The organism is Ensifer sp. Root31 (assembly GCF_001424825.1).
In the GTDB taxonomy this organism is placed as follows: Bacteria; Pseudomonadota; Alphaproteobacteria; order Rhizobiales; family Rhizobiaceae; genus Ensifer; species Ensifer canadensis.
The window spans coordinates 189,624-209,587 of sequence record NZ_LMCO01000001.1; the positions used below are offsets into that span (position 1 = coordinate 189,624).

General features: G+C 61.9%; 20 protein-coding genes and 1 tRNA gene. 8 read left to right on the plus strand and 13 right to left on the minus strand.

Annotated features, from left to right (window positions below; all coding sequences use genetic code 11):
- Window positions 1-40: 40 nt before the first annotated feature.
- Both ASD00_RS00890 and ASD00_RS00895 read left to right on the plus strand, forming a co-directional pair.
- Window positions 41-478, plus strand: coding sequence for a DUF1810 domain-containing protein (locus ASD00_RS00890; RefSeq protein ID WP_198956827.1), 438 nt, complete (start codon window positions 41-43; stop codon window positions 476-478).
- A 592-nt stretch (window positions 479-1,070) separates the two neighbouring features.
- Window positions 1,071-1,541, plus strand: a complete 471-nt coding sequence (locus ASD00_RS00895) for an aminoacyl-tRNA deacylase (RefSeq protein WP_025425755.1) — start codon at window positions 1,071-1,073, stop codon at window positions 1,539-1,541.
- A 159-nt stretch (window positions 1,542-1,700) separates the two neighbouring features.
- Here ASD00_RS00895 and ASD00_RS00900 read toward each other — a convergent pair.
- The 5 genes from ASD00_RS00900 to ASD00_RS00920 form a co-directional block, all read right to left on the minus strand.
- Window positions 1,701-1,777: transfer RNA gene (locus ASD00_RS00900), tRNA-Arg, on the minus strand.
- A 161-nt stretch (window positions 1,778-1,938) separates the two neighbouring features.
- A complete protein-coding gene (locus tag ASD00_RS00905; RefSeq protein WP_025425754.1) occupies window positions 1,939-3,420 on the minus strand; it encodes a HAMP domain-containing sensor histidine kinase in 1,482 nt (493 codons plus the stop codon).
- Between the two features lie 22 nt (window positions 3,421-3,442).
- Window positions 3,443-4,867, minus strand: a complete 1,425-nt coding sequence (locus ASD00_RS00910; RefSeq protein WP_025425753.1) for an FAD-dependent oxidoreductase — start codon at window positions 4,865-4,867, stop codon at window positions 3,443-3,445.
- 16 nt (window positions 4,868-4,883) lie between these two features.
- The gene (locus tag ASD00_RS00915; protein WP_025425752.1) at window positions 4,884-5,684 is read right to left on the minus strand and encodes a TVP38/TMEM64 family protein; all 801 of its coding nucleotides are present in this window, start codon (window positions 5,682-5,684) and stop codon (window positions 4,884-4,886) included.
- 243 nt (window positions 5,685-5,927) lie between these two features.
- Window positions 5,928-7,931, minus strand: coding sequence for a methyl-accepting chemotaxis protein (locus ASD00_RS00920; protein ID WP_025425751.1), 2,004 nt, complete (start codon window positions 7,929-7,931; stop codon window positions 5,928-5,930).
- 388 nt (window positions 7,932-8,319) lie between these two features.
- Between ASD00_RS00920 and rpmH the strand changes: the two genes are divergently transcribed.
- The 5 genes from rpmH to ASD00_RS00940 all read left to right on the plus strand — a co-directional run bounded on the left by rpmH (window position 8,320) and on the right by ASD00_RS00940 (window position 12,174).
- The gene (gene rpmH, locus ASD00_RS38180) at window positions 8,320-8,454 is read left to right on the plus strand and encodes a 50S ribosomal protein L34 (RefSeq protein WP_081788836.1); all 135 of its coding nucleotides are present in this window, start codon (window positions 8,320-8,322) and stop codon (window positions 8,452-8,454) included.
- Between the two features lie 20 nt (window positions 8,455-8,474).
- On the plus strand, window positions 8,475-8,873 hold the full coding sequence (gene rnpA, locus ASD00_RS00925) for a ribonuclease P protein component (RefSeq protein WP_025425750.1): 399 nt from the start codon (window positions 8,475-8,477) through the stop codon (window positions 8,871-8,873).
- Window positions 8,873-10,669, plus strand: coding sequence for a membrane protein insertase YidC (yidC, locus tag ASD00_RS00930; protein ID WP_025425749.1), 1,797 nt, complete (start codon window positions 8,873-8,875; stop codon window positions 10,667-10,669). The genes rnpA and yidC overlap by 1 nt, the downstream gene beginning before the upstream one ends.
- 192 nt (window positions 10,670-10,861) lie before the next feature.
- Window positions 10,862-11,515, plus strand: coding sequence for a ribosome biogenesis GTP-binding protein YihA/YsxC (gene yihA / locus ASD00_RS00935; RefSeq protein ID WP_025425748.1), 654 nt, complete (start codon window positions 10,862-10,864; stop codon window positions 11,513-11,515).
- Between the two features lie 119 nt (window positions 11,516-11,634).
- A complete protein-coding gene (locus ASD00_RS00940) occupies window positions 11,635-12,174 on the plus strand; it encodes a DUF1269 domain-containing protein (protein WP_025425747.1) in 540 nt (179 codons plus the stop codon).
- A gap of 152 nt (window positions 12,175-12,326) precedes the next feature.
- On the opposite strand, the gene msrB is transcribed toward ASD00_RS00940, so the two are convergent.
- From msrB to ASD00_RS00960, 4 genes are all read right to left on the minus strand, one after another.
- Window positions 12,327-12,827, minus strand: a complete 501-nt coding sequence (gene msrB / locus ASD00_RS00945; protein WP_025425746.1) for a peptide-methionine (R)-S-oxide reductase MsrB — start codon at window positions 12,825-12,827, stop codon at window positions 12,327-12,329.
- Window positions 12,828-13,048: 221 nt separating this feature from the next.
- Complete coding sequence (locus tag ASD00_RS00950) at window positions 13,049-13,606, minus strand: fasciclin domain-containing protein (protein ID WP_057204278.1); 558 nt, start codon at window positions 13,604-13,606, stop codon at window positions 13,049-13,051.
- Between the two features lie 205 nt (window positions 13,607-13,811).
- A complete protein-coding gene (locus tag ASD00_RS00955) occupies window positions 13,812-14,534 on the minus strand; it encodes an anti-sigma factor (protein WP_025425744.1) in 723 nt (240 codons plus the stop codon).
- Window positions 14,531-15,070 (minus strand): sigma-70 family RNA polymerase sigma factor, encoded by a 540-nt coding sequence (locus tag ASD00_RS00960; RefSeq protein ID WP_025425743.1) that lies wholly within the window; start codon window positions 15,068-15,070, stop codon window positions 14,531-14,533. Before ASD00_RS00960 ends, ASD00_RS00955 begins: the two co-directional genes overlap by 4 nt.
- 156 nt (window positions 15,071-15,226) lie before the next feature.
- On the opposite strand from ASD00_RS00960, the gene argB reads away from it, so the two are divergent.
- Complete coding sequence (argB, locus tag ASD00_RS00965) at window positions 15,227-16,114, plus strand: acetylglutamate kinase (protein WP_025425742.1); 888 nt, start codon at window positions 15,227-15,229, stop codon at window positions 16,112-16,114.
- A 77-nt stretch (window positions 16,115-16,191) separates the two neighbouring features.
- Here the strand turns inward: argB and ASD00_RS00970 are convergent, their stop codons facing one another.
- The 4 genes from ASD00_RS00970 to ASD00_RS00985 form a co-directional block, all read right to left on the minus strand.
- The gene (locus ASD00_RS00970; RefSeq protein WP_025425741.1) at window positions 16,192-16,959 is read right to left on the minus strand and encodes an isocitrate lyase/phosphoenolpyruvate mutase family protein; all 768 of its coding nucleotides are present in this window, start codon (window positions 16,957-16,959) and stop codon (window positions 16,192-16,194) included.
- Window positions 16,956-18,035 (minus strand): trifunctional transcriptional activator/DNA repair protein Ada/methylated-DNA--[protein]-cysteine S-methyltransferase, encoded by a 1,080-nt coding sequence (locus ASD00_RS00975; RefSeq protein WP_025425740.1) that lies wholly within the window; start codon window positions 18,033-18,035, stop codon window positions 16,956-16,958. The genes ASD00_RS00970 and ASD00_RS00975 overlap by 4 nt, the downstream gene beginning before the upstream one ends.
- Before the next feature lie 80 nt (window positions 18,036-18,115).
- On the minus strand, window positions 18,116-19,030 hold the full coding sequence (locus tag ASD00_RS00980; RefSeq protein WP_025425739.1) for a DMT family transporter: 915 nt from the start codon (window positions 19,028-19,030) through the stop codon (window positions 18,116-18,118).
- 80 nt (window positions 19,031-19,110) lie between these two features.
- Entirely contained in the window at window positions 19,111-19,908 is a 798-nt protein-coding gene (locus ASD00_RS00985; RefSeq protein ID WP_244495987.1) for a sterol desaturase family protein, read from the minus strand.
- Window positions 19,909-19,964: the final 56 nt, after the last annotated feature.

Here is a 19,964-nt window from a genome sequence, read left to right on the forward strand (position 1 = left end):
GCTGTAGCGGGCACACAGGCGCGCCAGGGCGGGAGAAGCGATCATGGCAGACCCTTTCGTGCTGCAGCGCTTTGTCGACGCTCAGGGCCGCGTCCATGCCGCAGCGCTCGACGAATTGCGGCGTGGCCGCAAAGAGACCCACTGGATGTGGTTCGTCTTTCCCCAGCTTGCGGGCCTCGGGCATTCGCCGATGGCCCAGCGCTTCGCCATCTCCGGGCTCGCGGAGGCCAGGGCCTATCTCGCCCATCCAATCCTCGGGCCCAGGCTTGTCGAATGCACCGAGACCGTCAACGGGCTGATCGGGTGTTCGGCACACGAAATCTTCGCAAGCCCTGATGACATGAAATTCCGCTCGTCGATGACGCTGTTTTCGAAGGCCGCAAACACAGGCAGCGTCTTCGGGCAGGCCCTCAGTTTCTATTTTGCCGGGGAAGAGGATCGACGAACGCTCGACCTGCTCGGCCCGCCTTCGCCATGACGGCGCACAAGCGCCAGGGGCATTCAGCCCGCGGATCGCGTTAGACGCCGTGCGCGGCGCTCGCGAGGAAGAACAGGATCACGAAAGCGCAGACGGAAAGCCCGGCTACGATCACCAGCAGCTCTTTCATCATATAACGATACATCGGGCACCTCCTTCCATCAGCCGTACGGCTCCCTTTTATATGGGAATCGGACCGGCCATTTTTCAGTCGCAGGCTTCAAAAGATCGTGAGGATGCCCCCTTTTTCCGGCCGCCGCAGACGCCTCCGGATCGCTCTCTTCCGCCCCCATCAGGCGCAACGCAAGCGCGCAGCCTGTAAGTTACATTATACTAATATATAGATTTATTACAACTGTTCTTACGGCTCCGCCGAGGCGCATCACGATCGGATGGAACGGAGAACCAGCGCGGTTTTTTTTGATCGCGGCGCTAGTGAAGCGCCGACGAAAACGCCTCGCAAACGTAGCCGGATGCTCAATCAACCGAAGCGCGCGCACGCTTGCGACCATAGGCTCGTCGTTGACTTCGCAGGCGATGAGAGGAAAATGTCTTCTTATGCGTCACAACGTAACACAAGGGGCGCCCAACGATGACTATCGCAAGGAAACTTCAGGACTATATCGACGGCGAGGGTGTCGCCTACGACACCGTCGCGCACCATCGTACGGCAACGACCAGCCAGTCGGCGCGCGCCGCGCATGTTCCGGGCAGCAGACTGGCCAAGTCCGTGGTCGTACACCACGAAATGGGGTACGTCCTCGCCGTTGTTCCGAGTACGCACCGGATCGAGCTCTCCACATTGCAGAGTGTTATGAACAGACGCCTTGGCCTCGCCTCGGAGGAGGAGGTCTGTTCGCTTTTCGCCGATTGCGACATTGGCGCGGTGCCGCCGATCGGATCGGCCTACGATGTACCGGTGATCCTCGACGAAAGCCTCGAAGACGCCAGCGACGTCTATTTCGAAGGCGGCGACCACAAGACACTGGTGCACGTCACCGGACCTAACTTTCGCAGCCTGATGAAGGATGCGCAGGTCGCCCGCTTCAGCCACCTGCCGTAGACGCCGCAATCCTGCATCGTACACCTCGCAGAGGACGACGTGGAGTTGGTGCCTGCGGGGGCAAGTCAAAGTGCTACAGCGTCCTTTGCGCGTCCAATAAGACGCGCGACGCTGTAGGGAATGCTGGAGAAGCGCCTTCAGTTAAGGCTTTGAAATTGTTGGCGCACCCGAAGAGATTCGAACTCCTGACCCCCAGATTCGTAGTCTGGTGCTCTATCCAGCTGAGCTACGGGTGCTTGCCTGAAGCGGTCGAACCGCTTGCGTGAGCGGTTCTCTAAAGGGTCCTTTCGGGGATTGCAAGCGCCGCTCGGCAAAAAATTTCATTTTTACGACGACGCGGTTTCAAGCTGTGGATTTTCACGGCGAAATCAGCGCGCAATCTCACCCGCGAACCCCTTCAATGCCGGGCTTTGGAGCGAAATGCATCGAGCGGCACCGGGCGGTCCGGTAATTCGATGCGAAAAAGCGTTCCGGGCGTCGGCTTTTCCACAAGGGCAATCGTTCCCCCATGGGCGAGCACCAATTCGCGTGCAATCGCCAGGCCAAGACCGGTGCCGCCCGAGCGCGCCGAGCCGCGGAAGGCTGCAAAAAGATTTTCGCGGGCCTTTGCCGGCATGCCTGGGCCGGTATCGTCGACGGAAATGGTGACGACACTGCCCATGCGCATCGCCGAAACGCTGACGACGCGTGGCCGCCCGTCCTCGGCCTCGTGATTCGTCAGCGCCTGGACGGCGTTGCGGCAGATATTGTGCACCACCCGGAACAGTTGCTCGCTGTCGGCGTCGACCTCAAGGTCGTCCTGCACCTGGATCTGGAATTCGATGCCGGATTGCGGATCGATCGAAAGCAGCTCGGCGACATCGGAGACCAGCGGCTTGAGGGCGACGAACCGGCGGTGCGGTTCGGCCTCGGTGGTACGGCCATAGGAAAGAACCTCGCGGGTATAGCCGACGGCCCGGTCGATCGCCCGCAGCAGCGTCGGTGCGAAGCGCTTGACGACGGGATCATCGACATCGGCGAGACGGTCGGAGATCAGCTGCGCCGACGACAGGATATTGCGCATGTCGTGGTTGATCTTCGACACCGCCAGGCCAAGCTCGGCAAGGCTCTTCTGCTGCTTCAGCGTCTTCTGCAGCTCGCGCTGCATGCTCGCCAGATGCTGGCCGGCGACCGCGAGTTCGTCGCGCCCCTCCGGCGGAACGAGCACGCGCGCCGGATTGGACGGATCGTTGGAGAATTCCTGCATGCTCGCCGTCATTCGCCGGATCGGCACGATCAGCATCCGGTTGATCGCAAGGAAGATCAACGTCGCGGTAATCAGCGAGATGATGATCGACAGGAAGAACACGTTGCGGGAATAGACGAGCATCGCCTTGTGCAGGCTGGCATCAGCCATGACCAGCTCGATCACCGCGTCGCTTTCACCGAGCGGCCCGTAGACGCGCACCACCCGGTTGCCACCGAACAGCAGCGTATCGAAGGCATCGCGGATCGCCGCCAAGGCGGTGAAATTGGCGGTGTCGTATTCGCCGTCGATCTCTGATGGCATGTCGGCGGCAGCGATCATCCGCGAGGCATCCTTGCGGCGAATGACGATCGCCTTGGTGCCCGTTGCCATCAGCGTGTCGTCCTGCACGTTTCGGGGCAGCTCGACATTCTGCAGGCCGTCGACGACGACGGCGGCGGCAGCGACGGTGTTCAGCCGATCCTGCAGCCAGCGGATGCGCATGTTTGCGACCGACGGCACGAAGATCAGCACCTCGGCCAGCATGACGAAAACGATCGTCAGCAACAGCAGCTTGCCCGAGAGCCCGCGGAGGAAGCCCGCTGCGGTTCGCGGCGCTTCACTCACCGTCGTCGGCTGCGCCTCTTCGCTCATCGTCCCGAAAAATCCCTGTCCGTCAGCCGAAATACCGCAAGGCCCTGATGGCGGACCGCACGACCGCCTTCCTCGCCAAGGGCGCATAATAGGAGATGACCGCCTGTTTTCCAATCTCGGAAAGGGTCGGATAGGGTGCGACATAGCCGCGGACCTGTTTCAGCGTCATGCCGTTGGCGACCGCAAGCGACCACATGTTGATCAGCTCCCCTGCACCTGGGGCGGCAATGCCGACACCGAGGATGCGTCCGCGGCGGCCGGCGACGATCTTGATCACGCCAGCCTCGACCCCGTCCGTGCGGGCACGGTCGCCTGCGGCAAGATCGGTCCTGATGACGTCGACGGCGCCGAATTTTTCCCGCGCCTCCGTCTCGCTCAATCCAACCTCGGCGATTTCCGGATCGGAGTAGGTGACCTTCGGCACAATCGTCCGATCTTCCCGCGCCGGCAATCGAAACAGCATCTGCTGCAGCACCAGCCGTGCATGATAGCTCGCCACATGGGTGAACTGCAGCCCGCCTGCGACATCGCCGATCGCATAGACGCGGCGATTGCTGGTGCGAAGGTTGGGCCCGACCTCTATGCCTTTCGCATTGTGGTCGATGCCGGCGGCGGCAAGGCCGAGCGATGCGTGGTTCGGCCGACGACCGGCGGCAATCAGGAGATCGCTGCCTTCGACCTGGAAAACGCCGCCTCCATTCTCGCATCGCAGAACGACCCGCCCGCCATCCTGCTCGGCGCCAAGGATCGTCGTTGCCTCGTGCAGGACCACGCCCCCGTGCCGAAGTGCGGCAATCGCGATCGATGAAAGCTCGGGATCGGCATCCGAAAGCGCGCGCCGGCTCTCGATGACGGTGACGCCGGCGCCAAGCCGGCGATAGGCCTGCGCCATCTCGATGCCAACAGGACCCGCACCGACAATGATCAAATGGGCCGGAAGCCGGGTCAGATCGAACAGCGTCTCGTTGGTCAGGAACGACACTTTGTCGAGGCCCGGAATATCAGGGATCGCCGGCGACGAGCCGGTGGCGACGACGAAACGGCGGGCGCGGACGAGATGGTCTCCGGCGGCAACGGTATTTTCATCGACGAACCGGGCCGAGGATTGCAGCACCTCGACGCCGAGGCCGGTAAAGCGCTCGACGCTATCGTGCGGAGCGATACCGGCAATGACCTCGTGGATGCGGGCATGAAGGCGTTGATAGTCGACGACGGGTTGGCCAGCGGCCAGACCGAAGCGACCCGCCATACGGATCGCCTGCGCGTGCCTGGCGACGGCAATCAGCGTCTTCGACGGCACGCATCCGTGGTTGAGGCAATCCCCACCCATGGTGCCGCGTTCGATCAGGACCACGGGAACACCGAAGGCGGCGGCACCCGCCGCCACGGAAAGCCCGGCGGCACCGCCACCGATCACGCAGATATCCGGATTGATGACTTTTGCCACGCCTGCCCCGTACCCGTCAAACAGCCTTGCGGCGCGACCATACCCGCTTGAAAGCGAGTGGCAATGCCGCAAACAACGCTAATACCACAAGCGCCAAGGTCAATTTCGGCGTTGCGAAATCCGACACCGACAGCTCGCGGCCAACGGCAGCCGAACTGGCGATCACCTCGTCGAGCCCACCGCCGAGCCAGGCATAGGCGAAGGTGGCGGGAACGATACCGATCAGAGTTGCCATCGCAAACGTTCTCAATCTCACCTCGAAGAAGGCGGGCGCGATGTTGACGACGAAGAACGGGAAGATCGGCGTGAGCCGCAGGACGAGAAGATAGAGAAACGCATTGCGGCAGAAACCATCGGCAAAACGCGCGAGGAATGGCCCGGCACGCCGCCGCAGGAGATCGCCGAACATGCTGCGGGCCGCCAGAAACAACAGGCACGAGCCGAGCGTCGCGGCTGCAACGACGAGAAGGCCGCCACCGGCGCAGCCGAAGAGAAAGCCGGCAAAGATCGTCAGAACCGAAGCAGCCGGGATCGAGAAGACCACCACTGCTACGTAGACCAGGAAAAACAGACCGGCGGCCTGAAGCGGATAGGCTTCGACATAGAGGCGCAACGCCTCACGGTGATGGACGAGTGCGCTCAGAGACAGATAACGCTGAAGTCCGAAGGCATAGGAGGCAAACCCGCCGGCGACAAGAAGGGCCAACAGCACCAGACGCCACGCGACCTTGCCGCGGTCTTCGGGCGAGCCCTCGTCCGGTGCCTCCGACGGCGTTGGACGGGCATCCCCGGCTCTGTTGATGGCGCTTCGGTTCATGTGATTTCGTTTCTTGGAAAAGTCTTTCCTTGCAGTATCGGCAATCCATACCGGAGACCAATAACGAATGGTCGCGTTGCAAAACGACAGCGTGAACGGGCCGACAAGACAACTCACGTTGCCGTTACACGAGAGCGTGGCGGCAACGACGGGGCGATGATTGCAGATTATCCACGGAAAACGCCCGCGGAGACGTCAGTCGTCCGCGGGCGTCGATTGGTGCGATCCGTCAAACTGGTCGGATCAGAACTCTTCCCAGTTGTCCCTGGCGACGGCCGCCGAAGATCCGCCGCTGAAGGCGCGGGCGACGTTGCCCATCATCCGGCGGGCGGGCGAATCCACCGGACGGCTGGTTTCCCGCGCCGGTGCGATCGTGCGTGCCGCCGAAGTGCCGTCGAGCTTGAAGTAGGCGATCAGGCTCGCAAGGTTGTTGGCTTCCGCCGACAGCTTGTGGGTCGCGGCATTCGCCTCTTCCACCATGGCGGCGTTCTGCTGGGTGACCTGGTCCATCTGGTTGACGGCGGTGCTGACTTCGCCGAGGCCGGTCGACTGTTCGCGTGCGGCCGTTGCGATCGAGTGGATATGATCGTTGATCTTGAGCACGCGCTCCTCGATCTCGCCAAGCGCCGCGCCGGTTTCCTGCACGAGCCGGACGCCGGTTGCGACTTCCGAGCCCGACTTCGAGATCAGGGCCTTGATGTCCTTGGCAGCACTGGCCGCACGCTGAGCAAGCTCGCGAACTTCCTGAGCGACAACGGCAAAGCCTTTACCGGCATCACCAGCACGGGCAGCCTCGACGCCGGCATTCAGCGCCAGCAGGTTGGTCTGGAAGGCGATCTCGTCGATGACATTGGTGATCTGGCCGATCTCGCTCGATGCCTGCTCGATCCGGCCCATGGCCTCGACCGCGTTGCGCACGACTGCGGCCGATTCGGCAGCGCTTTCCTTGGCTTCGTTGACCATTACGGTCGCTTCCTGCGCCCGCTCGGTCGAACTCCTGACGGCGACGGTGATCTCGTCGAGTGCCGCAGACGTCTCTTCGAGTGCTGCGGCCTGCTGCTCGGTGCGCTTCGACAGATCGTCGGCGGCGGAGCGAAGCTCGGACGAATTGCCGTTGATCGAGTCCGTGGTGACACGCACTTCGCGCAGCGTCTTCTGCAGCGTCGACAGCGTCTCGTTGACGTTCTTCTGCAATTCGGCGAAGGCGCCATGGAACTGGCCGTTCATGCTCTGGGTCAGGTCGCCGGCGGCAAGGCTGGCGACGACGCGGCGCGTTTCGGCAATGCCGGCATCGACGCTGCCGACGAGTTCGTTGACGCTCGACGCAAAACGATTGAGATCGTCGTTCTCGTAGTCCTTGCCGATGCGCTTGGTGAAATCGCCGGCGGCCGCAGCCGAGACGACGACGCCGATGCTCATCTGCAGATCGGCGCTCTTTTCGCGCAGCGCCGCTTCCTGGGCGTTGAGATCGCGAACGGCAAGGCCATTCTGCTTGAAGATCTGCACGGCCGCAGCCATCTCGCCGATTTCGTCCTTGCGGTCGGCAAAGGGTACGTTGGCGGAAAGATCGCCGCCGGCGAGCAGCTTCATCTTGCCGGTGAGATCGAGGATCGGACGGCTCAGATGATTGGTGCCGATATAGAAGGCGGTGCCGATACCGACGGCGAGCCCGAGCCCGGCGATGCCGAGAATGATGACGATGACCGAACGTTCGAACGAAGCGATGTCAGCCTTGACGGTCTCGAGCGTTGCCAGGTTGGCTTCGACGACGGCGTCGATCTCGCCCTGGAAGGCCTTGCGGTTGGCGCGGTTGGCGTCGGTGTTGCCCTGCTCGTTGGCCGCCTGCGGCGATACCTCCTGGCCAAGACGCGCGGTTTCGACGCGGAACGTCTTGAACTCCTCAGCGCGCTTGACCAGCGCATCGAACGAGCCGAGCTTGTCGGCCGGCACCAGGGGTCGCCACTCGGCAAACAGCGCATCGATTTTTTCGAGGTTCTTCAGAATGCCTTCGGCGAAGGGCTTTGCCTTTTCGATGGTGGGCGCTGCGTAGATTCCGCGCGCTTCCATGACGACGCCGGTCACCAGTCGATTGAGATGCTCGCCGTTGAAGGCACGCTCAGAAGCGTTCTGGTACTGATGGAACCGGCTGTTGTATTGAGAAACCACCAGCAGCGACATGCCGGTCACCGCGATCGCCAGGAGGCTCATTACCCCGACGATCAGATTGATCTTACCACGTATTTTCATCCCTGCCTCCACGACACCGCAAGACTTGCCCGGTTATCGGAAGGGTCGCGGCCTCATTGCACCGCAGTCACGCTAAAACATTCATGGTTAATAAAGATCGCGGTGGCCGGCCGGCATTCTGGGGAGTGCCGGTTAGCTCCCTGTTTACCAGTCTGAGATAGTGCGTCGCGGCTTGTGCCTGCGAAATCGAGGTCGCCCGGATATCGGGATGCGATCACTTTTGCCCATCGAAGGCCTCGCGTGATTGACTTTCCGGGAAATTTGCCTTTATAAGCCGCCCACGTCCGGCCAAGCCTGCCTGCCCGACAGGCGGAGCTATGTCCGGAACGTAAACGCTCCTTGCTACATGCAAACCCAAGAAGGGCCGCACACCGCGGTATTAAAATAAATGAAGCGTACTTACCAACCGTCCAAGCTTGTTCGCAAGCGCCGTCACGGCTTCCGTGCACGCATGTCCACCTCGGGTGGCCAGAAGGTCCTCGCAGCCCGCCGGGCTCGTGGCCGCAAGCGTCTTTCGGCTTAAGCCGAAGTTGCCCGAAACCAGTGTCCGGGCACATGACGTCAGATAAAGACAAAACGACTGTCGGGCGGCTGAAAAGCCGTCCGCAGTTTTTGGCCGTTCGGGCAGGAGAAAGCCGTAGAGGCCCGCTGTTTCTCCTCGAAGTGCTCGACCGCAACGATCCGGAGGGAGAGGCCCGCGTCGGCTTCACCGTTACCAAGAAACACGGCAATGCCGTCGAGCGAAACCGGATGCGCCGACGCCTGAAAGAGGCGGTGCGGCTTTCCGCCGGGTTTGCAATGAAACCCGGACACGACTATGTGATTGTCGCCCGACGCGATCTCCTGAATGCCCCCTTCGACGCCTTGACCCGGGGGCTTGGCGAGCGCATCGAAAACAAGCCGAAACAGAAGCGGCCGCCGGCCGGTTCCAGGAAACAATGATGGAAAAAAACCGCAACTATTTCGTGGCGATTGGCCTGTCCGTGCTGATCCTCGTCGCCTGGCAGTTCCTTTACGTCAATCCGAAGATGGAAAAGGAACGCATCGCTGCGGAAGCGCTGCAGGCCCAGCAGGCTCAGCAGACCCAATCGCAGCCGGGCACCACGGCTCAACAGCCGGCGACCGGTCAGGCCCTGCCTGGCGGCACAGTTCCCGGGACGGGCGAAAACCGCGACAAGGCGCTTGCCAAGTCGGCGCGCGTTGCCATCGACACGCCTGCGGTTTCCGGCTCCATCAACCTGACCGGCGCGCGCTTCGACGATCTCAAGCTCAAGGCCTATCACGAGACCGTCAGCAAGCAGAGCCCGATCATCACCCTGTTCAGCCCGGCTGAGACCACCGACGGTTACTTCACCGAAATCGGTTATGTCGGCGATGCGGCAAGCGGCAGCGTGCCCGGCCCGCAGACCGTGTGGACGCTTTCGGGCGGCGACAAGCTGACGCCCGCAACGCCGGTGACGCTGAGCTTCACCAACGAGAAGGGCATCACCTTCAACCGGACGATCTCGATCGACGAACGCTACATGTTCCAGGTGGTCGACAGCATCAAGAACGGTGCCGCAGAACCGGTGTCGCTCTCCTCCTACGGTCGTGTGACGCGCTTCAACAAGCCGACGACACCGAGCGTCTATGTTCTGCATGAAGGCTTCATCGGGGTCATCGGCGATCATGGCCTGCAGGAAGTCGGCTATTCGAAGATCGAGGACGACAAGGCGATCGAACCCGGCAAGGCGACGGGCGGCTGGCTCGGCATCACCGACAAGTATTGGGCCGCAACGATCGTTCCGCCGCAGGCGACGCCTTACGAGACCCGCTTCTCGCACTTCACAGATGGCCGCGCCCGCTATCAGAGCGACTACAAGAGCGACGCAATCACCATTGCCGCCGGTCAGTCCTCGGAACTCAAGAACCTCGTATTTGCCGGCGCCAAGGAAGTGCCCGTCGTCGACAACTATGAGGCCGCCTATTCTATCCCTAACTTCGACAAGCTGATCGATTGGGGATGGTTCTACTTCATCACCAAGCCGATGTTCAAAATGATGGATTTCTTCTTCCGTCTGTTCGGCAACTTCGGCATCGCCATCCTGACGACGACAATCGTCGTCAAGCTGCTGTTCTTCCCGCTTGCCAACAAGCAGTACTCTTCGATGGCGAACATGAAGAAGGTTCAGCCGAAGATGGAAGAGCTGAAGAAGAAGTTCGGCGACGACCGCATGGGCCTGCAGCAGGCAATGATGCAGCTCTACAAGGACGAGAAGATCAATCCGCTCGCGGGCTGCTGGCCGATCCTCATCCAGATCCCGGTGTTCTTCGCGCTCTACAAGGTGATCTACATCACCATCGAGATGCGCCACGCACCGTTCTTCGGCTGGATCCACGACCTGTCCGCGCCGGATCCGACGACGATCTTCAACCTCTTCGGCCTCTTGCCGTTCGACGCGCCGTCCTTCCTGCACCTCGGCGTCTGGCCGATCATCATGGGCATCACCATGTTCGTGCAGATGCGCATGAACCCGACGCCGCCCGATCCGACCCAGGCGATGCTGTTCACCTGGATGCCCGTTGTCTTCACCTTCATGCTGGCCTCGTTCCCGGCCGGTCTGGTGATCTATTGGGCCTGGAACAACACGCTTTCGGTGCTGCAGCAGTCGATCATCATGAAGCGCCAGGGCGTGAAGATCGAGCTGTTCGACAATCTGAAGAACCTGTTCTCGAAGAAACCCAAGCCGGCGGAGTGACGCCGGCAGACAGAGCCTTCACAAGGCCCCGGACCTCGGTCCGGGGCTTTTTCGTTCGGCCGCTCTAAGCTCACCGTCGAGGGGCTGCGCCAGCAAATCCCGCCGGTTCGATAGCTGCGCCGAGCCGAAAGCTTGACATCGCCGGCCAAAACCGTGAAGCCAAAGCCAATCTTGACGAAGGAATGAACATCGATGGCCGACACAAAGACAAAAGACGACAAGCCGCTGTTCGGCCGGCCGTGGATTTTCATTCGCGGCGTCCCGGCGATGAAGTTCCTGCCGCCGGAAGGACCGACCGAAATTGCCTTTGCCGGCAGATCGAATGTCGGCAAGTCGTCGCTGATCAATGCGCTGGTCGGCCAGAAGGGCTTGGCGCGCACATCCAACACGCCCGGACGCACCCAGGAACTCAACTACTTCGTGCCCGACGGCTATTCCGGTGAAGCGGGCGATCTGCCGCCGATGGCGCTGGTCGACATGCCCGGCTACGGCTATGCCCAGGCGCCGAAGGAACAGGTGGATGCCTGGACCAAACTGGTGTTCGACTATCTGCGCGGCCGCGCGACGCTGAAGCGCGTCTACGTGCTGATCGACTCCCGCCACGGCATCAAGAAGAACGACGAGGACGTGCTGTCGCTGCTCGACAAGGCGGCCGTCTCTTACCAGATCATCCTGACCAAGACGGACAAGATCAAGGCCGCCGGCGTGCCGCGGCTGATCGCCGAGACGCTCGAGAAGATCAAGAAGCACCCCGCCGCATTTCCCGAAATCCTCTCCACCTCCTCGGAAAAGGGAGAGGGCATCGATGAGCTTCGCGCGACGATCGAGCTTGCGCTTTCGCGCTGAGAGCGACGATCGCCCGAAAGTCTTTGATCTCCGTCACTACTCTGACATGCAAACCGCTCTATCTCTGCCGTGCGGTCGCGCGTTTCCTTGCGCGATAGCGTCAAGGATAGGAGAGACACATGTCCGATTTGATCGTTGTGGGATTCGACACGCCTGAAGAGGCCGACAAGGTTCTCGTCAAGCTCGCCGGCCTCAAGAAGGAATATTTGATCGATCTCGAGGACGCCGTCGTCGTCGTGCGCGACGCAGAAGGCAAGGTCCACCTCAAGCAGAGCCTCAACCTGACCGCGATCGGGGCGACCTCCGGTCTCTTGTCCGGCTCCATCTGGGGCGGGCTCGTCGGGTTGCTGTTCCTCAATCCACTCGCTGGCTTTGCCATCGGCGGCGCGCTCGGCGCCGGCGCCGGTGCGCTCTCCGGCTCGCTGACCGACTACGGCATCGACGACGAATTCATCAAGTCGCTCGGCAACACCATCCCGAACAACTCGTCGGCGCTGTTCGTCCTGGTGCGCAAGGTGCAGCCGGAAAAGGTCCTGGCCGAATTCTCAGGCCTGCGCGGCCGCGTGCTGAAAACATCGCTGTCGCCCGAGCAGGAGCAGAAGCTCCAGGCGGCGCTCTCCGACGCCCAGACGCCTTCGCCGCAAGCCGGAACGTTCTGAGCCGCATCAGCGCGATCTTCCTGCGGGCGCATCGTCGACCGCAGGAACGGGCGCTAGTGCGTTCGGCTTAAACGGAGTCGCAGAACTACCATCTTTTTGTTTTCGCGCATTTCCTGCCGGAAAACCGCTTCGCACTTCTCCTGGAAGTGCTCCTAGGCGCTCGCCGCAACGAATGTCAGCGCGAAACCATTGATGCAATGGCGTTTGCCGGTTGGCGGCGGGCCATCGTCGAAGACGTGGCCGAGATGTCCGCCGCAGCGATGGCAGTGGCATTCCGTTCGCGTCATGAACAGTGCGTTGTCCTCGCGCGTTGCCACGCCGCCCGGCAGGGACTGCCAGAAACTCGGCCAACCGGTGCCGCTGTCATATTTGGCTTCGGAGGAATAGACAGGGAGCGCGCAACCGGCGCATTGAAACGTGCCCTTGCGCTTTTCATTGTTGAGCGCGCTGGTAAACGGACGCTCGGTGTCCTCCTGGCGCAGTATCCGATACTGTTCGTCGGTCAGGATCGCCCGCCATTCGGCATCGGTCTTCGTGACCTCGAACGTTTCGGCCGAGGCTGGGCGCGCCGCCAGCGGAAACCCCTTTGCCGCCGCGATCGCGATCACGCTTAGTGTCCCGCCAAAAATCAGAAAATTCCGCCGGTTCACGATCGAACCCTCCTTGTCATGCCCCTTGACGCTGCCGAGGTCGAAGATAGCGGCCGGCCTGTCACGCGGCAAAACAAGACCGATCAAAGCGCCGTGAAGAAGCCGGGTTGAAAGGCCACCGATCGCAAGCGATCGGTGGCAGAAGCGCCGGCGCGCCACGGATGAGACCCCGGCGGCGGATCGCCTGCGAATGTCTGCCGCGGCGATCCGGAGGAAGCGAGAGCTCAGCCCTTCGGCAGCAGCACCTTGTCGATAACGTGGATCACGCCGTTTGACTGCTTGACGTCGGCGATGGTGACCGTGGCCGTGCCGCCGGTCTCGTCCGTGAGTGTGATCTTGCCGCCGTCATCCTTGGCCTGGAGATCGCAGCCGCCAACCGTCTTGACGTCGTGTTCGCCACCATCGCCTTTGACCATCTTGGCGATCGCCGAGGACATCGCGTCGGCGGAGACGACATGGCAGGTCAGAACCTTGGTCAGCTTGTCCTTGTTTTCCGGCTTCAGGAGCGTGTCGACCGTGCCGGTCGGCAAGGCCTCGAAAGCCTCGTTCGTCGGCGCGAAGACGGTGAACGGCCCCTTGCCCTGGAGGGTCTCGACCAGCCCGGCCGCCTTGACCGCCGCCACCAGCGTGGTGTGATCCTTCGAGTTGACGGCGTTTTCGACGATATTCTTGTCCGCATACATCGCCGCGCCACCGACCATCGGGTTCTCGGCATGGGCGATTGCCGCACTTGCGGTCAGTATGGTGATGGCAGCGAACGAACGGATTCCATAGGTGAACATCTTGGTCTTCCTTCCTGTTGAACCTGTCAGGGAGGCGACACCCAGCCGCCTCGTTGAAATTGCCGTTCCCTCCCCGGGAACATGACAAGCAACGGAAGCCTTGGAAAAAGAGTTTCAGGAATTTTCGGATTGCCGGTCGGTTGGGCGAAAAACGACGTGAGAAGCGACCGACGCTGCAGGACCGGGAAGGCCCGCGTGCGCTGAGTTAGAGATCGCGGGCCTTGCCGAGCGCGATGATCGGGCCGGTGGCCGATCCGGTCGGCGAACCGCCAAGCGGCTCGATACTGACGGCCAGAACCGAACCGCGCGAGAATTTCCCGCGCATGGCCGGGGCGATGATGATCTCGCCTTCGCCGGTCTGGGGCAGCACGCCGAGGGAAACGGCCGGGTTGTCGCCGTTGATGAGCCACAGCTCCAGCGATTTTTGCTCGGCCTGCTGTGCGGCAACCGGCGTCACCCGGAGATGGCCGGTCTCGCGATCGAAACGGGCGACGAGATCGACCGAAATGCCCTTGCCGGTCATTTCGGCGACAAGCGGCCGGCCGCCGGACGGCGGTGCAAACAGCCCTGCCATGGACGCGCCCATGACGGCGACGGCAGCAAGCGAGGCGAGTGCGAGACCACGCCAGAGCGCAAGCGATTGCCATATGCCTGCCCGCACCGGGGCCGCGGCAGGCGGGGCCGTTTCGAAGAGCCGGCGCTCGATCGCCGCGAAAATCCGCGCCGGCGGCACGACGGGATCATAGGCTTCGTCGAAGGAGGAGAGATTGTTTTGCCAGCGCGTCACCATGGCGGCGAAATTGCGGTCGGATGCAAGGCGGGCCTCGACTTTGCGGCGGTCGTCGGCGGATAGCACACCCAGCACATATTCCCCGGCGATCACCTCGTCGCGGCGGAAATCTCCTTTGTCTGGGGTGGACGCTGTCATCGCTCCATGCACTCTCTCAACTTCAACAGGCTGCGCCTCAACCAAGTCCTCATCGTGTTCAGCGGCACAGCGTACATTTCAGCCAGTTCCTGGTAGCTCAGACCTTCGACATAGGCACGCCGCACGGCGTCCGCCCGATCGGTTTCGAGCTCCTCCATGCACGCATCGATCCGCCTGCCCTCTGCTCTGACCACTGCCGATTTTTCCGGATCGGCAGCAGGATCAGCCAAATCGTAGGCTTCGTCAATCGCGTTGGCTACGGGTTTTCGCGCCCGGATCAGATCGATGGCACGGTTGCGCGCAATCGCCGCCAACCAGGACATCGGCGTTGACTGGCCGGGCGAAAAACGGTCGGCGTGCTGCCAGATTCTGACGTAGATTTCCTGGAGCGTTTCTTCCGCTTCACTTCGGTCTCTCAGGATACGCAGGCAAATGGCGAAAAGTTTCGGGCTGGTCAGCCGGTAAAGTTCGGCAAAGGCCGCACGATCCCTGAGCGCAACACGGCCGAGCAGTCCGGAAATTTCCTCGTCGATCATTGCCAACCCGACCCGATGCATTCTTGAGATAGGACATAGAGCACAAATCGCTATCCGCCAGCGCGCATCGTCATTGCTGTTTTATGTTGCTCGCCGATCATTCCATCGACGGGAAACTTGCGTTAAACAGCAGCCGGTATTTTTCGAGGGTCCGCCATGTCCGCTAATGAAAGTGAAATCCAGGCACGCCTGCTCACCCAGGCCCTGCCCTACATGCAGCGCTACGAGAACAAGACGATCGTCGTCAAATATGGCGGCCACGCCATGGGCAACGCCGAATTGGGCCGAGCCTTTGCAAGCGACATCGCTCTGTTGAAGCAGTCAGGCGTCAACCCGATCGTCGTGCACGGCGGTGGCCCGCAAATCGGCGCGATGCTGACGAAGATGGGCATCGAATCGAAGTTCGAAGGCGGCCTGCGCGTCACCGACGAAAAGACCGTCGAGATCGTCGAGATGGTTCTGGCCGGCTCGATCAACAAGGAAATCGTCGCCCTCATCAACCAGACCGGCGAATGGGCGATCGGCCTTTGCGGCAAGGACGGCAACATGGTCTTTGCCGAAAAGGCACGCAAGACCATCAAGGATCCGGATTCCAACATCGAACGCGTGCTCGATCTCGGTTTCGTCGGTGAGGTCGTCGAGGTCGACCGTACCCTGATTGACCTGCTCGCCCGCTCGGAGATGATCCCGGTGATCGCGCCGGTGGCACCTGGCCGCGACGGGCACACCTACAACATCAACGCCGACACCTTTGCCGGTGCAATTGCCGGTGCGCTGAACGCCACGCGGCTCCTGTTCCTCACCGACGTTCCCGGCGTGCTCGACAAGGAAGGCAAGCTGATCAAGGAACTGTCCGTAGCGCAGGCACGGGCGCTGATCGCCGACGGCACGATTTCCGGCGGCATGATCCCGAAGGTCGAAACCTGCATTGATGCGATCAAGGCCGGCGTCCAGGGCGTCGTCATCCTCAACGGCAAGACGGCGCATTCCGTGCTGCTCGAAATCTTCACCGAGCGCGGTGCCGGCACGCTGATCGTTCCCTGATCGACAGCAAACCGAAAACACGAAAAAGCGGGATGCGGTTTTCAGGCCGCATCCCGCTTTTGTTTTGGGCTGATTGATCAGGCCTGATAAACGGCCTGGGCCTCCTGCTTCAGCTTTTCCATCATCGCCCGGTAGGGGAAAGGTCCGTAACTGACACGTGCGACGCCGGCGCCGGCGAGCGTCTGCAGGTCCGGCGCACCCGGCCGCATCATCACGTTGACCGGCAGGCTCGAAGCGGCGCAGACCTTGGCAATCAGCGCGGCATCGACCAGCCACGGCACGAAGAAGCCGCTGGCGCCGGCTTCGGCAAAGGCCTTTCCGCGCGCAATCGCCTCATCGACAAGACCGGCATGGCGGCCAGCATCGCTTTCCTGCAGGAACAGGTCGGTGCGGGCATTGATGAAGAACGGCACACTGCGGCGGTCCGCCATTTCGCGGATCGCGCGGATGCGGGCGGCCTGCTTTTCGACCGCATGCACGCCGGATTTGCCGACAACCTGATCTTCGAAGTTGATGCCGATGGCGCCGACGTCGATCAGACGCGAGACATTGGCAGCCCCCGTTGCCGGGTCGTCGGAATAGGCGCCCTCGAAATCGACCGTGACCGGCAGTTCGGTCGAGGCGACGATCAGCCGGGCGATATCGGTAAGCAGCGCCAGCGGAACCTTCTCGCCATCGCCAAACCCATGCGCGGCGGCAATCGACCAGCTGCCGGTCGCAAGCGCCTTGGCTCCAGCCTCGGCCACGGCCTTGGCGCTGCCCGCATCCCAGATATTGTAGAGCACCACCGGATCGCCCTTGCGATGCAGAGCGGCGAATTCGGTGGCCTTTTCAGTCTGGTTCATTGCATTTCCTCCGCAAACAATCCCACAGGTTTCATTTTGCCTTCGTGCCGCAGCAGCCATTGCTTGCGCCACAACCCGCCGCCATATCCCGTCAGCGAACCATCGGAGCCGATGCAGCGGTGGCAGGGAATGACGATGGCGATCTGGTTGGACCCGTTGGCCTTCGCCACGGCACGCACGGCCTGGATCGTATCGACCTCGCGCGCGATGTCACCATAGGAACGTGTCTCTCCGAGCGGAATTTTCACGAGCCTTGCCCAGACCTCACGCTCGAAGGCAGTGCCGCCAGGCGCCAGGGGCGTGCGAAACTCTGCGATATCGCCCGAGAAATAGGCTTTCAGCTCCGCCTCCATCTGGTCGATCGGCGCCGTGCGGCCTGGGACGATCGCCGAGCGGGTCTTGCGCTTCAGGTTTTCGAGCTCGGTCGGCAACGCCTTGCGATCGTGAAACTCGAGAATGTGCAGATGGGTCTTGTCGGCGACCGCCACCATCGGGCCAAGCGGCGTGTCGATGCGGTCGGCAAACAGCAGCACACGGCCCTGCGACATAGCCGGCGCTTCGCCGAGCAATTTGGCAAAGGCGGCGCGAAAGCCGCTCGGCGATTCGTATCCGGCGTCGATCTGCGCATCAATGACCCGGCCGCCCTCGGCGAGTTGGCGGGCGGCAAGGCCCAGTCGCCGATGTCGGGCAAGATCGAGAAAGGTGATGCCGAGATTGCGCTTGAAGGCGCGGCGAACGGTCGACGGATCATGGCCGCGGCGAACCAGGTCGTCCTCGGTCCAGCGCCGTTCGGGTGCTGCCTCCAGTGCCTGCAGCAGGTCATCGACCAGCGGATCCTTGGCACCGACGGTTGCAAGCGGCTTGCAGCGCTGGCACGGGCGAAAGCCGGCTTCGAGGCAGGTGCCGATCGAGCCGACGAAGATGGTGTTCTCGCGCTTCGGCTTGCGAGCGGGACAGGAGAGGCGGCAGAAAATGCCCGTCGTCTTGACGCAGACATAGGCAGCGCCCTCGTATTCGGTGCTGCGCGCAATCAGGGCATCGTAAAGCGTTTCGTCGGAAGGAAGATCGAACAACATGCGGCCCTTCTACCATGTGTGCGAAGGGACGGGCGCCGGTTTTCGGGCGTCTATTTTTCCGGCGATGGTTTGGCGACAGTTCAGATAAGCACGAGCGTCACCACGCCGAGCACGATCAGGAGGCAGCCGAGGAGTTCGAGACGATTGATCCACTCGCGGAAGATGAAGAAGGACGAGGCGAATGTGAAGAGCATCTCGACCTGCGCCACTACTTTCACGATCGCCGCCTGCTGCAGCGTCATTGCCATGAACCAGCCGAAGGAAGCGGAGGCGCCGACGAAGCCGACGACGAAGGCAGGCTTCCACGCAGCGGCAATGCGCTTCAGCTCGGCCGGCTCGCGCAGCACGATCCAGATCAGCATCACCACCGTCTGCAGCAGGATGACGAAGCCGAGCGTGAAGCTCGCCTGCATCATGTAATCCGGTGCCGGCAGGCTGGGCGCGAGCACCAGCGAGGCCGAACGATAGGCCACGGCCGAAAGCCCGAAGAACGTGCCCGAGAGAAGGCCTATCCCGGCCGTGCGGCTGAAAACCGAAGTGACCAGCGAGCGCGGGCTCAGCGTCGTACGCGCAACCGAAATCAGCATGACGCCGACGACGGAGATGGCGATCGCCACCAGCGTGCCCTCGCTCGCCCGCTCGCCCAGGAAGATGAGGCCGAAGAGCGCTGCCTGGGCCGGCTCGGTGCGCGAATAGGCGGTGCCAACCGCAAAGTTGCGGAAGGAGAAGAGGTGTACCAGCAGGAAGGTCGCCGCGATCTGCGCCAGCCCGCCGATGACCGCCCACAGGAAGAATGTGCCGTTCGGCACCGGCAGCGGATGGCCCGCCACGCGCCAGAGCACGATGAGATAGAGCAACGCAAAAGGCAGGCCGAAACCGAAACGCACGAAGGTCGCGCCGGTCGTGCCCATGACGCCCTTCAGGTGTTTCTGCATGGCGGAGCGGACATTCTGAAGGAAGGCCGCAGCGACGGTGATGATTACCCAGGTTTCCATGGCTGCGAGCTAGCACGCGGGTCCTGATATTGCCAAGAACTCCGTACAGTCTCGCCGATATATACCAACCTGCGCTGATATCAGTCCGGCTTTTCCTGAACTTCCGCCAGGTCGACCGCCCGACTGAACGTGAGCGGCTGACCTTCGTCTTCGAAGGCCTTCACGCGCCGATCGTAGTTCGGCGAGATCGTGCCGAGCACGCGATCCCAGAACGAAAAGTAGTTGCCGTAGTTGTACTTGAAGCCGGAATGATGCTGGTCGTGGAACGTCGTGCACAAGAGAGGGGACGGATATCGCGCCGTCGATGAGGCGAAATACTCGAACCCGCAGTGCCCGAACATGCCGTTGAAATGTTCGAACAACCGGTGCCCGATCAGGATCGCCGGCGGAAACGGGACGGCGAAAACGACGACGGCTGAAAAACTCTGCAAGAGGAAGTTGTCGAAGAAATCCTCAGAATAGGTGCTCCAGATCGTTGGTGCGACGCTTCTGTGATGAAGGGCGTGCAGTGGAAACAGCCACTTGGTGTGCAGCAGCCGGTGCATGAAATAGAACCAGGTATCGTAGAGGAACATGCACAGGACAAAGAGCGGCACCGCCGCCCACCAATTGAAGGTCCAGGGCCCGGGCGCCCAGCCCTTTTGCTGGACATAGAGGCCGATCGTCAGCGGCAGGCAGGCGCTGAACATCGACACCAGGCTCTGGCGGACTTCCGCCCTGCGGCGCTTGTCGGAACCGCGTCCCTTCTGAATCTTTCGCTCGGGATTGCGGTCGTTGACCCAGGTCAGGCCATAACCCAGGGCGAAATAGGTAACGACTGTCGTCGCGTAGAATCCGAACAGAAACAGCAGGTAAAACAGTTCGTCCGACATCGGCATCCGGAACCCCTACGTCAAAGCCGCGCCGGCCGAACGATGCCATGTTGTTTTGGCAA

Excerpts from the sequence above, each read along its gene's own strand:
- ASD00_RS00895 (WP_025425755.1), top strand. The coding sequence starts at position 1,071 with ATGACTATCGCAAGGAAACTTCAGGACTATATCGACGGCGAGGGTGTC.
- ASD00_RS00905 (WP_025425754.1), bottom strand. The coding sequence starts at position 3,420 with ATGAGCGAAGAGGCGCAGCCGACGACGGTGAGTGAAGCGCCGCGAACC.
- ASD00_RS00915 (WP_025425752.1), bottom strand. The coding sequence starts at position 5,684 with ATGAACCGAAGCGCCATCAACAGAGCCGGGGATGCCCGTCCAACGCCG.
- ASD00_RS00920 (WP_025425751.1), bottom strand. The coding sequence starts at position 7,931 with ATGAAAATACGTGGTAAGATCAATCTGATCGTCGGGGTAATGAGCCTC.
- rpmH (WP_081788836.1), top strand. The coding sequence starts at position 8,320 with ATGAAGCGTACTTACCAACCGTCCAAGCTTGTTCGCAAGCGCCGTCAC.
- yidC (WP_025425749.1), top strand. The coding sequence starts at position 8,873 with ATGGAAAAAAACCGCAACTATTTCGTGGCGATTGGCCTGTCCGTGCTG.
- yihA (WP_025425748.1), top strand. The coding sequence starts at position 10,862 with ATGGCCGACACAAAGACAAAAGACGACAAGCCGCTGTTCGGCCGGCCG.
- ASD00_RS00940 (WP_025425747.1), top strand. The coding sequence starts at position 11,635 with ATGTCCGATTTGATCGTTGTGGGATTCGACACGCCTGAAGAGGCCGAC.
- ASD00_RS00950 (WP_057204278.1), bottom strand. The coding sequence starts at position 13,606 with ATGTTCACCTATGGAATCCGTTCGTTCGCTGCCATCACCATACTGACC.
- ASD00_RS00955 (WP_025425744.1), bottom strand. The coding sequence starts at position 14,534 with ATGACAGCGTCCACCCCAGACAAAGGAGATTTCCGCCGCGACGAGGTG.
- ASD00_RS00960 (WP_025425743.1), bottom strand. The coding sequence starts at position 15,070 with ATGATCGACGAGGAAATTTCCGGACTGCTCGGCCGTGTTGCGCTCAGG.
- argB (WP_025425742.1), top strand. The coding sequence starts at position 15,227 with ATGTCCGCTAATGAAAGTGAAATCCAGGCACGCCTGCTCACCCAGGCC.
- ASD00_RS00970 (WP_025425741.1), bottom strand. The coding sequence starts at position 16,959 with ATGAACCAGACTGAAAAGGCCACCGAATTCGCCGCTCTGCATCGCAAG.
- ASD00_RS00975 (WP_025425740.1), bottom strand. The coding sequence starts at position 18,035 with ATGTTGTTCGATCTTCCTTCCGACGAAACGCTTTACGATGCCCTGATT.
- ASD00_RS00980 (WP_025425739.1), bottom strand. The coding sequence starts at position 19,030 with ATGGAAACCTGGGTAATCATCACCGTCGCTGCGGCCTTCCTTCAGAAT.
- ASD00_RS00985 (WP_244495987.1), bottom strand. The coding sequence starts at position 19,908 with ATGCCGATGTCGGACGAACTGTTTTACCTGCTGTTTCTGTTCGGATTC.